This is a genomic window from Pseudomonas sp. Sample_23, assembly GCF_004307595.1.
In the GTDB taxonomy this organism is placed as follows: Bacteria; Pseudomonadota; Gammaproteobacteria; order Pseudomonadales; family Pseudomonadaceae; genus Aquipseudomonas; species Aquipseudomonas atacamensis.
On sequence record NZ_RCNX01000091.1, the window covers coordinates 1 to 13,043 of the forward strand.

Here is a 13,043-nt window from a genome sequence, read left to right on the forward strand (position 1 = left end):
AGGGCGGGTGGCGGGGCGAAATCGAATGGCGCCAAGGCATACCCGCTCTCATCCACCTGCAACGCCCAACCCTGACGATCCCAATCCCCCAGCACAATCCGCTTCGCCGCCTGCTCACCAAGCTGCAACTTGTGAATTGCCGGGCGGTGGGTGTGGCCGTGGATCAGAGTCTTCACGCCGAATGCCTGCATCACTCGCGGAATCTCTTCCGGGGTGACATCGACAATGTCATTGGCTTTCATCCGCGTCTGTGCACGGCTTTCGCTGCGTAGCTTGCGCGCCAGTTTGTGGCGGCTGCTCAGCGGCAGATGGCGGAGGATGAACAGGGTAATCGGGTTGCGCAGGTAGCGGCGCAGCTTCATGTAGCCAACGTCGCGGGTGCACAGGCTGTCGCCGTGCATCAGCAGCACCGGTTCGCCGTAGAACTGCACGACACTCGGATCCTTCAGCAAGGTGCAGCCGGCCTGTTTGCAGAAGGCCTTGCCAAGCATGAAATCGCGATTGCCGTGCATCAGGAATATGGCCGTGCCGCTGTCGCTCAAATCGCGCAGGGCCTGGCAGATGGAACGCTGAAAGGGCGTCATGGCGTCGTCGCCGATCCATGCCTCGAAGAAGTCGCCGAGGATGTACAACGCACTCGCCGAGCGGGCGCGTCCGGCGAGCAAATCCAGAAACGCCCGGGTAATGTCCGGGCGCTCCTCTTCCAGATGCAAGTCTGAAATCAGCAATATCACGCTGCGATGATCTCGGCTTTCTCGATGATCACGTCGTCTGCTGGTACGTCCTGGTGGCCGGCCTTGGAAGTGGTCGACACGCCTTTGATCTTGTCGACAACGTCGGTGCCGGCGGTCACTTTACCGAATACCGCGTAGCCCCAGCCCTGGACGTTCTTGCCGCTGTGGTTGAGGAAAGTGTTGTCGGCGACGTTGATGAAGAACTGCGCCGATGCCGAATGCGGCTCCATGGTGCGGGCCATGGCGACGGTGTATTTGTCGTTGGAGAGACCGTTGTCCGCTTCGTTCTGGATGCTTGGACGCTTGTCTTTCTTCTCTTTCATGCCTGGCTCGAAACCGCCGCCCTGGATCATGAAGTTGCCGATGACGCGGTGGAATACGGTGTTGGTGTAGTGACCGGCGTTGACGTACTCGATGAAGTTGGCAACGGTGATCGGCGCCTTTTCAGCGTTCAGTTCGATGACGATGTCGCCATGGTTGGTGGTCAGTTTGACTTGAGTCATGGTCATTACTCTTCAAAGGGAATTCGTGGTTCTGGGACATTGAGCCCCACAACCGGTTCAGCCTGCTTCGGCCAAGGTGCGCAGTTTAGCGTGACAGGCGCGAATTTCGAGGCGGTTTTTCATTTCCCGGCGATTAAATGCGTGCCTTTATAAGAGCTGCTCTGTCAGGCCCTTGACAGCATCGGCTATGATAGCGGCTTTGTTTTGTCTGGCCCCTCTTTGCGGCCGCGCACCTGTACGTCAAGGATCCTATGAGCAAGCCCACTGTCGACCCTACCTCGAATGCCAAGTCCGGCCCTGCCGTGCCGGTCAACTTCCTGCGGCCGATCATCCAGGCAGACCTGGACTCGGGCAAGCACACCCAGATCGTGACTCGCTTCCCGCCGGAGCCCAACGGCTACCTGCACATCGGCCACGCCAAGTCGATCTGCGTCAACTTCGGCCTGGCCCAGGAGTTCGGTGGCGTCACGCACCTGCGTTTCGACGACACCAACCCGGCCAAGGAAGATCAGGAATACATCGACGCGATCGAAAGCGACGTCAAATGGCTGGGCTTCGAATGGTCCGGTGAAGTGCGCTACGCCTCGCAGTATTTCGATCAATTGCACGACTGGGCCGTCGAGCTGATCAAGGCCGGCAAGGCCTACGTCGACGACCTGACCCCGGAGCAGGCCAAGGAATACCGTGGCAGCCTGACCGAGCCGGGCAAGAACAGCCCGTTCCGTGACCGTTCGGTTGAGGAAAACCTCGACCTGTTCGCGCGCATGAAGGCCGGTGAATTCCCGGACGGCGCGCGCGTGCTGCGGGCGAAGATCGACATGGCCTCGCCGAACATGAACCTGCGCGACCCGATCATGTATCGCATCCGCCACGCCCATCACCACCAGACCGGCGACAAGTGGTGCATCTACCCAAACTACGACTTCACCCACGGGCAGTCGGACGCCATCGAAGGCATCACCCATTCGATCTGCACCCTCGAGTTCGAAAGCCATCGCCCGCTGTACGAGTGGTTCCTGGAGAACCTGCCGGTGCCGGCGAACCCGCGCCAGTACGAGTTCAGCCGTCTGAACCTGAACTACACGATCACCAGCAAGCGCAAGCTCAAGCAACTGGTTGACGAGAAGCACGTCAATGGCTGGGACGATCCGCGGATGTCCACGCTGTCGGGCTTCCGCCGCCGTGGCTACACGCCGAAATCGATCCGCAACTTCTGCGAAATGATCGGCACCAACCGTTCCGACGGCGTGGTCGATTTCGGCATGCTCGAGTTCAGCATTCGTGACGACCTCGACCACAGCGCACCGCGCGCCATGTGCGTGCTGCGTCCGCTGAAAGTGGTCATCACCAACTACCCGGAAGGCCAGGTCGAAAACCTCGAACTGCCACGCCATCCGAAAGAAGACATGGGCGTGCGCGCGCTGCCGTTTGCCCGGGAAATCTACATTGACCGTGAAGACTTCATGGAAGAGCCGCCGAAGGGCTACAAGCGCCTGGAACCGGCCGGTGAAGTGCGTCTGCGCGGCAGCTACGTGATCCGCGCCGACGAAGCGATCAAGGACGCCGACGGCAACATCGTCGAACTGCGTTGCTCGTACGACCCGGACACCCTCGGCAAGAACCCGGAAGGGCGCAAGGTCAAAGGCGTGATCCACTGGGTGCCGGCCGCCGCCAGCGTCGAGTGCGAAGTGCGTCTGTACGATCGCCTGTTCCGTTCGCCGAACCCGGAAAAGGCCGAAGACAGCGCCAGCTTCCTCGACAACATCAACCCTGACTCGCTGCAAGTGCTGACCGGTTGTCGCGCTGAGCCATCGCTCGGCAACGCACAGCCGGAAGACCGTTTCCAGTTCGAGCGCGAAGGCTACTTCGTCGCGGACCTGAAGGACTCGAAACCCGGTCAGCCGGTATTCAACCGTACCGTGACCCTGCGTGATTCGTGGGGCCAGTGAGTGAGTCAAGGAACTAACGTGCTAACGATCTACAACACGCTCAGCAAGAGCAAAGAAGTCTTCAAGCCGCTGGATGGCAACAAGGTGCGCATGTACGTCTGCGGAATGACCGTGTACGACTACTGCCACCTCGGCCACGGCCGCAGCATGGTTGCGTTCGACCTGGTGACGCGCTGGCTGCGCTTCAGCGGTTATGACCTGACTTACGTGCGCAACATCACCGACATCGACGACAAGATCATCAATCGTGCCCGCGAGAACGGTGAATCGTTCGAAGCGCTGACCGAGCGCATGATCGCCGCGATGCACGAAGACGAAGCGCGCCTGAACATCCAGAAGCCGGACATGGAACCGCGCGCCACCGATCACATCGCTGGCATGCACGCGATGATCCAGACCCTGATCGACAAGGGCTACGCCTATGCGCCGGGCAATGGCGACGTGTACTACCGCGTCGCCAAGTTCATGGGCTACGGCAAGCTGTCGCGCAAGAAGATCGAAGATTTGCGCATCGGTGCGCGTATCGAAGTCGACGAGTCGAAGCAAGACCCGCTCGACTTCGTCCTGTGGAAAGCCGCCAAGCCGGGCGAGCCGAGCTGGGAATCGCCATGGGGCGCCGGACGTCCGGGCTGGCACATCGAGTGCTCGGTGATGTCCACCTGCTGCCTCGGTGAGACTTTCGATATTCATGGCGGCGGCAGCGACCTGGAGTTCCCGCACCATGAAAACGAAATCGCCCAGAGCGAAGCGGCCACCGGCAAGACCTACGCCAATGCGTGGATGCATTGCGGGATGATTCGCATCAATGGCGAGAAGATGTCCAAGTCCTTGAACAACTTCTTCACCATCCGCGACGTGCTCGACAAGTACCACCCGGAAGTCGTGCGTTACCTGCTGGTATCGAGCCACTACCGCAGCGCGATCAACTATTCGGAAGATAACCTCAAGGACGCCAAGGGCGCACTGGAGCGTTTCTACCATGCGCTGAAAGGCCTGCCGAGCGTGGCGCCGGCGGGCGGCGAAGCGTTTGTCGAGCGTTTCACCACGGTGATGAACGATGACTTCGGCACCCCTGAAGCCTGCGCCGTGCTGTTCGAGATGGTCCGTGAGATCAACCGTCTGCGTGAGAGCGATCTCAATGCAGCGGCGGGGCTGGCGGCACGTCTGAAAGAACTGGCGAGCGTGTTGGGTGTGTTGCAGTTGGAGGCGGATGACTTTTTGCAGGCGGGCGCTGAAGGGCGGGTCGATGCGGCTGAAGTCGATGCACTGATTGCGGCGCGCCTGGCAGCTCGGGCGGCGAAAGACTGGGCCGAGTCGGACCGGATTCGTGATCAGCTGACGGCGATGGGTGTGGTGCTGGAAGATGGCAAGGGTGGGACTACCTGGCGTCTGGCTGACTGACTCAAAAGCCAAAAGTCAAAAGCCCCTCACCCTAGCCCTCTCCCGGAGGGAGAGGGGACTGACCGAGGTGTCTTTTGCTATACGCCGACCTGAACGATCGAGTCGATTATGGATTCGATGAAGCAAGGTCAGGTCGGCGTATCTCTCGAATATCCCCCAATCGGCTCCCTCTCCTCGGGGAGAGGGCTGGGGTGAGGGGAAGGGGTGTACTCAGTTGCCAATCTGCCGCAATCGCTTATAGAGAGTATTCCGACTAACCCCCAAACGCCGTGCCAGGTGCGAGATATTCCCTCCAGCCGCCTTCAACTCCCTGTTCAACGCCTCAACATCATTCAAATCCAGCCCCAGCGGCGCCGCTGTTTCCACCGGCTCCATCTCCAGGTCGACAAAGAAATCATCCGGCAAATGCTCAGGCCGCACCGGTTGTTCCTCGGCCATGGCCAGCGCTACCTGCATCACGCTGCTGACCTGACGCAAATTCCCCGGCCACGGGTGCTTTTCAAACAGCTCCAATACCTCCGGGCTCAGCCCCGCCCATTGCGTCGGCTCGCGATGTTGCTCCCACAGCCGTTTGAACAGCGCCTGCTTGTCACTGCGCTCGCGTAACGGCGGCAGCTCCAGGGTCAGGCCGCCGATGCGGTAGTACAAATCCTCACGAAACCGCCCCAACTGCACCTGCTCGCGCAACGAACGGTTGGTCGCGGAAATGATCCGCAGATCAACCGGGAACAACTCGCTGCTGCCCACTGGCTGCACGCAGCGCTCCTGCAACACGCGCAACAAACGCGCCTGAGTTGGCAGCGGCATGTCACCGATCTCGTCGAGAAACAGCGTGCCTTTGTCGGCCTTGCGGATCAGGCCGATGCTGCCTTTCTGGTTGGCCCCGGTGAACGCGCCTTTCTCGTAACCGAACAACTCGGACTCGACCAGTTCAGCGGGGATCGCTGCGCAATTCACCGCGATGAATGCCTGTTTGCTCCGCGAGCTGGCCTGGTGCAAGGCTTTGACGAAGACTTCCTTGCCGACGCCGGTCTCACCGTGAATCAGCAACGGAATGTCCTTCTCCAGCAAGCGCTCGGCCTGGCGCACGGCTTTTTCCACACGGCTGTCGCCGAAATGCAGGGTATTGAGGCTGATCGCGCTGGCTGGCGCAGGCTTGTCCTCGGCGACAAACACCCGCGCCTGCACCGGAGCCTGTTTCGGCCGTTTCAGCAAGCACTGGAAACGGTTGCGTCCAGAAGTCTGCAAGGCAAACGGCAGACCCTCGGGCTGATTGATCAACTCCAGCAGCGACACCTTGAACAGGCTTTCAACGCTGACGCGGGACAAACGCACACCGAGCAAATTGTCGGCGCGGCGATTGGCCGACAGCACCTGTCCGCTCTCATCGAAAATCAACAACCCGGCCCACTGGCTGTCGAGGTTGTTCAACCCGGTGTTGAAGGTCAGTTGAAAATGCTGGCCATGGAACAGGTTGAGGATCAGCCGGTTCTCCACGGTCTGGCTCATCATCTTGACCATGCCCAGGGTGTGCGAAGGCGGCAGGTAGCTGTCGCTGGAGACATCGAGCACGGCGATGACCTTGCGCTCGGCGTCGAAAATCGGCGCGGCGGAGCCGGTCATGAAGCGGTTGGCCTTGAGGAAGTGTTCGTCGTGTTCGATGTGCACCGCCTGCTCACAGGCCAGTGCGGTGCCGATCGCGTTGGTACCGCTGCTACGCTCCATCCAGCTCGCACCGGCCTGAAAGCCCCGGGCCAGATTCGGCTCGATAAAGCGCTGTGTGCCCCATGAGGTCAGCACCTGGCCCTGATTGTCGGCGAGCATGATCAGGCAGTTGGAGTTGCTGAGGATGTTTTCGTAGTAGGGCAGCACTTCCTGATGGGTGGTCTGCACCAGCGAATGATGGCTGTCGAGCAACCGCGCAATGCCGGCGGCGGGCAATTGATCGAAGGCCGGGGCGCTCTGGTGGTCGAGGCCGAACGCGCGGCAACGTTGCCAGGAGGTCTGGACGATCGCGTCGTGGGACAGCGGCGAAGCAGGTGCGGCCATGGGGGCGAGCCTCTGAGTGCAGCGATTTTATTATTGTTATGAGGTACACCATCCCCTGTAGGAGCTGCCGAAGGCTGCGATCTTTTGATTTTGATCTTGAAAAAGCAAAGTCAAAGTCAAAGTCAAAAGATCGCAGCCTTCGGCAGCTCCTACATGGGTGTGAACAGTGCATAGAGTGTTGTTCACTATTGTTCATTGTCAATCACTCCGACTGTTCAAAAGTGTTCAGCTGTGAACGCCATTTCCCCGCGTAATAACGATTTTTAGGGAAAATCAACCACTTGCCACTTTTGGCACGAATGTCGCTCTGTTGCTCCGGTCGCTTGACTCCAAAAATAACAAAGGCCGAGCCATGTCACTCACCCTGGAGCACGTCAGCCGTACCGTCGAGGGCCAGATCTGGATCGACGATGCGTGCCTGAAATTCGAACCCGGATCCTTCAACGTTCTGCTCGGGCGCACGCTGTCCGGAAAGACCAGCCTCATGCGTCTGATGGCCGGCCTCGACAAGCCCGACAGCGGCCGCGTGCTGATGAACGGCGTCGACGTCACCCAGCGCCCGGTGCGGCTGCGCAACGTGTCGATGGTCTATCAGCAGTTCATCAATTACCCGACCATGACCGTGTTCGAGAACATCGCCTCGCCACTGCGCCAGGCCGGCATCTCGAAAGAGATCATCCACAGCAAGGTGCAGGAAACGGCACGCATGCTGCGCATCGAGAAGTTCTTGCAGCGTTATCCGCTGGAGCTCTCCGGTGGGCAGCAGCAGCGCATGGCCATGGCCCGCGCGCTGGTCAAGGATGCTGAACTGATCCTCTTCGACGAGCCGCTGGTCAACCTCGACTACAAGCTGCGCGAAGAGCTGCGTCAGGAAATGCGCGAGCTGTTCAAGGCCCGCCACACCATCGCCATCTACGCCACCACCGAACCCAACGAAGCGCTGGCCCTCGGCGGCACCACCACCATCCTGCACGAAGGCCGGGTGATCCAGAGCGGGCCGTCGACCGAGGTCTATCACCAGCCGCAAACCGTGTTGGCGGCGGAATTGTTCTCCGAACCACCGATCAACCTGATGCCCGGACGCATCGCCGGCAACGAAGTCAGCTTCGCCAATTTTGTGCACTTCCCGCTGAACGTCGATCTGCGCCCGGTAGGCGAGGGCGAGTTCCGCTTCGGCGTGCGCCCCAGCCATATCTCACTGGTGCCGAGCAACGATGACGACCTCGAACTGGCGGTGACCGTCGAGGTCGCCGAAATCAGCGGTTCGGAAACCTTCCTGCATGTGCGCAACGAGCATTTCCTGCTGGTGCTGCACTTGCCCGGGGTTCACGAATACGACGTCGATGCGCCGATCCGCATCTATATCCCGACCCACAAACTGTTCGTTTTCGATGCGCAGGGCCGTGTGCAAGCACCGGGCCGGCGTGTCGCGAGGGTTGCCTGATGGCCGAAATCCGTTTGCAGCACCTCGCCCACAGCTACAGCAAAACCCCGAGCGGCGCCGAGGATTATGCGATCCGCGAGATGGATCACGTCTGGGAGCAGGGCGGCGCCTACGCCTTGCTCGGCCCGTCCGGTTGCGGCAAGTCGACCTTGCTCAACATCATTTCCGGCCTGCTCAGCCCGTCCCAGGGCCATGTGTTGTTCGACGGCAAAGCGGTCAACGACCTCACGCCGGAGAAGCGCAACATCGCCCAGGTTTTCCAGTTTCCGGTGGTCTACGACACCATGACGGTGTTCGACAACCTCGCCTTCCCGCTGCGAAATCAGGGCATGGCCGAGGCGAAAGTGCACAGCAAGGTGCAGGAAATTGCCGAGGTGCTCGACCTGCAGAATCTGCTGAGCAAGAAGGCGCGCAATCTCACCGCCGACGAAAAACAGAAAGTCTCCATGGGCCGTGGCCTGGTGCGCGACGACGTCTCGGCGATCCTTTTCGATGAGCCGTTGACGGTGATCGACCCGCACCTGAAGTGGAAACTGCGGCGCAAGCTCAAGCAGATCCATGAGCAGTTCAACATCACCATGGTCTACGTCACCCACGATCAGCTCGAAGCCTCGACCTTCGCTGACAAGATCGCGGTGATGTACGGCGGCCAGATCGTCCAGTTCGGTACGCCACGGGAATTGTTCGAGCGGCCGAGCCACACCTTTGTCGGCTATTTCATCGGCAGCCCCGGCATGAACCTGATCGAGGTACAGCCGCAGCCCGGTGGCGTCGGTTTCGCCTCGACGCACCTGCCGTTATCCGACGCCTTGCAGCGCCATATCGAGCACGGCCAGTGGAAAAACCTCAAGGTCGGCATCCGCCCGGAGTTTATTCACGTGTGGGACGAGCCATTTGACGACGCGATGCAGGCAAAAGTCGTACACGTCGAAGACCTCGGCACCTACAAGATCATGACCCTCAACCTCGACGGCGCACCGTTGAAGGTGCGTCTGGCTGAAGACAAACCGGTGCCTCAGGGCACGGCTTACATCAGTTTCCCGGCGCAATGGCTGATGGTCTATGCCGATGAATTTCTCCTGGAAGCCAGCGACGAGGAGGTGCAGCCATGAACAAGGTGCAGAACAACAAGGCCTGGTGGCTGGTGTTGCCGGTGTTCCTGCTGGTGGCGTTCAGTGCGGTGATCCCGATGATGACCGTGGTCAACTATTCGGTGCAGGACATCTTCGACCAGTCCAGCCGCTACTTCGTCGGTGCCGATTGGTACAAGCAAGTGCTGCTCGATCCGCGTCTGCACGACTCGCTGCTGCGCCAGTTCATCTATTCGGCGTGCGTGCTGCTGATTGAAATCCCGCTGGGCATCGCCGTCGCGCTGACCATGCCGACCAAGGGCCGCTGGTCCTCGGTGGTGCTGATCATTCTGGCGATACCGCTGCTGATTCCGTGGAACGTGGTCGGCACCATCTGGCAGATCTTCGGCCGCGCCGACATCGGCCTGCTCGGTTCCAGCCTCAACGCGATAGGAATCAGCTACAACTACGCGGCCAACACCATGGACGCCTGGGTGACGGTGCTGGTGATGGACGTCTGGCATTGGACTTCTCTGGTCGCGCTGTTGTGTTTCTCCGGCCTGCGGGCGATTCCCGACGTCTATTACCAGGCCGCGCGGATCGATCGCGCCTCGGCCTGGGCAGTGTTCCGCCACATTCAGTTGCCCAAACTGAAAAGCGTGCTGCTGATCGCGGTGATGCTGCGTTTCATGGACAGTTTCATGATCTATACCGAGCCGTTCGTGCTCACCGGCGGCGGGCCGGGCAATGCCACGACCTTCTTGAGTCAGACGTTGACGCAGATGGCCGTAGGGCAGTTCGACCTCGGTCCGGCGGCGGCGTTTTCGCTGGTGTACTTCCTGATCATCCTGTTGGTGTCGTGGCTGTTCTATACCGCCATGACGCACTCCGACGCCAACCGCTGAGGCCCGGCCATGAGCAAGAAAAAGCTTATTCCATTGCTGGTGTACATCCTGTTCCTGCTGGTGCCGATCTACTGGCTGCTGAACATGTCGTTCAAGAGCAACACCGAAATCCTCGGCGGCCTGACGCTTTTCCCACAGGATTTCACGCTGGCGAACTACAAGGTGATCTTCACTGATCCGAGCTGGTACACCGGCTACTTGAACTCGCTGTATTACGTCAGCCTCAACACGGTGATTTCCCTGAGCGTGGCGTTACCGGCGGCTTACGCGTTTTCACGCTATCGTTTCCTCGGCGACAAGCATCTGTTCTTCTGGCTGCTGACCAATCGCATGGCGCCGCCGGCGGTGTTCTTGCTGCCGTTCTTCCAGTTGTATTCGTCGATCGGCCTTTTCGACACGCATATCGCCGTGGCTTTGGCGCACTGCCTGTTCAACGTGCCGCTGGCGGTGTGGATTCTCGAAGGTTTCATGTCCGGCGTGCCCAAGGAGATCGACGAAACGGCCTACATCGACGGCTACAGTTTCCCCAAGTTTTTCGTGAAGATTTTCATCCCGTTGATCGGTTCCGGTATCGGCGTCACGGCGTTTTTCTGCTTCATGTTTTCCTGGGTCGAGCTGCTGCTGGCGCGCACGCTGACCTCGGTCAACGCCAAGCCGATTGCGGCGGTGATGACGCGCACGGTGTCGGCGTCGGGGATCGATTGGGGCGTGCTGGCAGCGGCGGGGGTGTTGACCATCCTGCCGGGCATGCTGGTGATCTGGTTTGTACGCAACCACGTGGCCAAGGGCTTTGCCCTCGGCCGGGTATGAGGAACTGATGATGGAATGGATGAGCTGGACGACACCGACCGCCGCGTTCTTCATCGGCATCGGTCTTATTCTGGTGGGCATGACCACCTGGGAATTGCGCTCGCCGAGCATTCTGCGGCGCGGGTTTCTGCCGATTGCCACCACCCGTGGCGATCGCTTGTTTATCGGTCTTCTCGGCAGCGCCTACCTGCATTTGCTGGTAATCGGCGTCACCGACTGGAGCATCTGGGTGGCGTCCGCGTTGTCCCTGGTGTGGCTGTTGGCTGTGATGCGTTGGGGCTAGTCGAATCGTTCGGCAACGCGGCTCCACAACTTAAACAGGAGGTCTCTATGTTCGATAAAAACAATAAGCTGCGACATAGCATTTCATTGGCAGCCATGCTGGCACTCAGCGGTTTGAGCGCATCTGCCTGGGCCGACGCCTATGAAGATGCGGCGAAAAAATGGATCGGCAGCGAGTTCAAGCCCTCGACCCTGACGGCCGAACAGCAGCTTGAAGAATTGAAGTGGTTCATCAAGGCCGCCGAGCCGTTTCGCGGCATGGACATCAAGGTCGTTTCCGAAACCCTGACCACTCACGAATACGAGTCCAAGGTGCTAGCCAAGGCCTTCAGCGAAATCACCGGGATCAAACTCACCCACGACCTGCTGCAGGAAGGCGACGTGGTCGAGAAAATGCAGACGGTGATGCAGTCGGACAAGAACATCTACGACGGCTGGGTCAACGACTCCGACCTGATCGGCACGCACTTTCGCTACGGCAAGACCGAATCGATCACCGACCTGATGGCCAACGAAGGCAAGAACTTCACTTCGCCGACCCTCGACATCAAGGACTTCATCGGCATCTCCTTCACCACCGCGCCCGACGGCAAGATCTATCAGCTGCCCGACCAGCAATTCGCCAACCTGTACTGGTTCCGTGCCGACTGGTTCGAGCGCGCCGATCTGAAAGCCAAGTTCAAGGAGAAGTACGGTTACGAGTTGGGCGTGCCAGTGAACTGGTCGGCCTATGAAGACATCGCCAAATTCTTCAGCGAAGACGTCAAGGAAATCGACGGCAAACGCGTCTACGGCCACATGGATTACGGCAAAAAAGACCCGTCGCTGGGCTGGCGTTTCACCGACGCCTGGTTCTCCATGGCCGGTGGCGGCGACAAGGGACTGCCCAACGGCTTGCCGGTGGACGAGTGGGGCATCCGCGTCGAGGACTGTCATCCGGTCGGCTCCAGCGTGACCCGTGGCGGCGACACCAACGGCCCGGCGGCGGTGTTTGCCACCACCAAATACGTCGACTGGCTGAAGAAATACGCACCACCGGAAGCGGCCGGCATGACTTTCTCCGAGTCCGGCCCGGTGCCGTCGCAGGGCAACATCGCCCAGCAGATCTTTTGGTACACCGCGTTCACCGCCGACATGACCAAACCCGGCCTGCCGGTGGTCAACGCCGACGGCACGCCGAAATGGCGCATGGCGCCGTCGCCTAAAGGCCCGTATTGGGAAGAGGGCATGAAGCTCGGCTATCAGGATGTGGGATCGTGGACGTTCATGAAATCCACGCCTGAGAAACAGAAACTCGCGGCGTGGCTGTACGCGCAGTTCGTCACGTCGAAAACTGTTTCGCTGAAGAAAACCATCGTCGGTCTGACACCTATTCGCGAGTCGGACATCAACTCGCAGGCCATGACCGATCTGGCGCCGAAACTTGGCGGGCTGGTCGAGTTCTATCGCAGCCCGGCCCGCGTGCAATGGTCGCCGACCGGCACCAACGTGCCCGACTATCCACGTCTCGCTCAGCTGTGGTGGAGCCATATCGCCGAAGCCGCCAGCGGCGAAAAAACACCGCAACAAGCGCTCGATGGCCTGGCCAAGGATCAGGACCGCATCATGGAACGCCTCGAGCGCTCCAAGGCCCAGGCCACTTGCGCGCCGAAGATGAACCCGGAACGCGATGCGCAATACTGGTTCGATCAACCGGGCGCACCGAAGCCGAAACTGGCCAACGAGAAGCCGAAGGGTGAAACCGTGAGCTATAGCGAACTGCTGAAATCCTGGGCGGATGCGCGCAAATGATGTTGGAAATGTGAGAAGCGAACGGCACCGGAAGGTGCCGTTTTTTTTGCTGCCGGATCTGCCGCTTTCGCGAGCAGGCTCACTCCCACATTGGAGCGGTGCTAC

General features: G+C 60.0%; 11 protein-coding genes. 8 read left to right on the forward strand and 3 right to left on the reverse strand.

All coding sequences use genetic code 11. The features are described 5' to 3' along the window. The coding region (lpxH, locus tag D8U82_RS24300) for a UDP-2,3-diacylglucosamine diphosphatase (RefSeq protein WP_130903150.1) at positions 1-734 on the reverse strand (734 nt) is incomplete at its 3' end. Beyond that, complete coding sequence (locus tag D8U82_RS24305) at positions 731-1,237, reverse strand: peptidylprolyl isomerase (RefSeq protein ID WP_076567676.1); 507 nt, start codon at positions 1,235-1,237, stop codon at positions 731-733. The genes D8U82_RS24305 and lpxH, both read right to left, overlap by 4 nt. Positions 1,238-1,488: 251 nt before the next feature. Here D8U82_RS24305 and D8U82_RS24310 point away from each other — a divergent pair, with 251 nt between their 5' ends. Continuing rightward, positions 1,489-3,186 carry a glutamine--tRNA ligase/YqeY domain fusion protein gene (locus D8U82_RS24310; protein ID WP_024013424.1) on the forward strand — a complete coding sequence of 566 codons (1,698 nt, stop codon included), beginning with the start codon at positions 1,489-1,491 and terminating at the stop codon, positions 3,184-3,186. Positions 3,187-3,204: 18 nt separating this feature from the next. Next, entirely contained in the window at positions 3,205-4,587 is a 1,383-nt protein-coding gene (gene cysS / locus D8U82_RS24315; protein WP_130903151.1) for a cysteine--tRNA ligase, read from the forward strand. Between the two features lie 210 nt (positions 4,588-4,797). Here cysS and D8U82_RS24320 read toward each other — a convergent pair whose 3' ends face one another. Then, positions 4,798-6,636: a sigma-54-dependent Fis family transcriptional regulator gene (locus tag D8U82_RS24320; RefSeq protein WP_130903152.1), complete on the reverse strand. Its 1,839-nt coding sequence runs from the start codon at positions 6,634-6,636 to the stop codon at positions 4,798-4,800. A 352-nt stretch (positions 6,637-6,988) separates the two neighbouring features. On the opposite strand from D8U82_RS24320, the gene D8U82_RS24325 reads away from it, so the two are divergent. Genes D8U82_RS24325 through D8U82_RS24350 form a run of 6 tightly spaced genes read left to right on the forward strand, consistent with a single transcriptional unit; the run spans position 6,989 to position 12,938 of the window. Next, on the forward strand, positions 6,989-8,080 hold the full coding sequence (locus D8U82_RS24325) for an ABC transporter ATP-binding protein (RefSeq protein ID WP_130903153.1): 1,092 nt from the start codon (positions 6,989-6,991) through the stop codon (positions 8,078-8,080). Further along, positions 8,080-9,192 carry an ABC transporter ATP-binding protein gene (locus D8U82_RS24330; RefSeq protein WP_125927401.1) on the forward strand — a complete coding sequence of 371 codons (1,113 nt, stop codon included), beginning with the start codon at positions 8,080-8,082 and terminating at the stop codon, positions 9,190-9,192. The genes D8U82_RS24325 and D8U82_RS24330 overlap by 1 nt, the downstream gene beginning before the upstream one ends. Further along, entirely contained in the window at positions 9,189-10,055 is an 867-nt protein-coding gene (locus tag D8U82_RS24335; protein WP_130903154.1) for a sugar ABC transporter permease, read from the forward strand. Before D8U82_RS24330 ends, D8U82_RS24335 begins: the two co-directional genes overlap by 4 nt. A 9-nt stretch (positions 10,056-10,064) precedes the next feature. Further along, positions 10,065-10,865 carry a carbohydrate ABC transporter permease gene (locus D8U82_RS24340; protein WP_024013421.1) on the forward strand — a complete coding sequence of 267 codons (801 nt, stop codon included), beginning with the start codon at positions 10,065-10,067 and terminating at the stop codon, positions 10,863-10,865. Between the two features lie 10 nt (positions 10,866-10,875). Continuing rightward, positions 10,876-11,148, forward strand: coding sequence for a DUF2160 domain-containing protein (locus D8U82_RS24345; protein WP_038861868.1), 273 nt, complete (start codon positions 10,876-10,878; stop codon positions 11,146-11,148). 47 nt (positions 11,149-11,195) lie between these two features. Further along, positions 11,196-12,938 carry an ABC transporter substrate-binding protein gene (locus D8U82_RS24350; RefSeq protein WP_016775286.1) on the forward strand — a complete coding sequence of 581 codons (1,743 nt, stop codon included), beginning with the start codon at positions 11,196-11,198 and terminating at the stop codon, positions 12,936-12,938. Positions 12,939-13,043: the final 105 nt, after the last annotated feature.

What these genes read in the sequence shown, in the direction of transcription:
- D8U82_RS24335 (WP_130903154.1), top strand. Translation starts at nt 9,189, where the DNA reads ATGAACAAGGTGCAGAACAACAAGGCCTGGTGGCTGGTGTTGCCGGTG.
- D8U82_RS24345 (WP_038861868.1), top strand. Translation starts at nt 10,876, where the DNA reads ATGGAATGGATGAGCTGGACGACACCGACCGCCGCGTTCTTCATCGGC.
- D8U82_RS24350 (WP_016775286.1), top strand. Translation starts at nt 11,196, where the DNA reads ATGTTCGATAAAAACAATAAGCTGCGACATAGCATTTCATTGGCAGCC.
- D8U82_RS24325 (WP_130903153.1), top strand. Translation starts at nt 6,989, where the DNA reads ATGTCACTCACCCTGGAGCACGTCAGCCGTACCGTCGAGGGCCAGATC.
- D8U82_RS24310 (WP_024013424.1), top strand. Translation starts at nt 1,489, where the DNA reads ATGAGCAAGCCCACTGTCGACCCTACCTCGAATGCCAAGTCCGGCCCT.
- D8U82_RS24330 (WP_125927401.1), top strand. Translation starts at nt 8,080, where the DNA reads ATGGCCGAAATCCGTTTGCAGCACCTCGCCCACAGCTACAGCAAAACC.
- D8U82_RS24320 (WP_130903152.1), bottom strand. Translation starts at nt 6,636, where the DNA reads ATGGCCGCACCTGCTTCGCCGCTGTCCCACGACGCGATCGTCCAGACC.
- D8U82_RS24340 (WP_024013421.1), top strand. Translation starts at nt 10,065, where the DNA reads ATGAGCAAGAAAAAGCTTATTCCATTGCTGGTGTACATCCTGTTCCTG.
- D8U82_RS24305 (WP_076567676.1), bottom strand. Translation starts at nt 1,237, where the DNA reads ATGACTCAAGTCAAACTGACCACCAACCATGGCGACATCGTCATCGAA.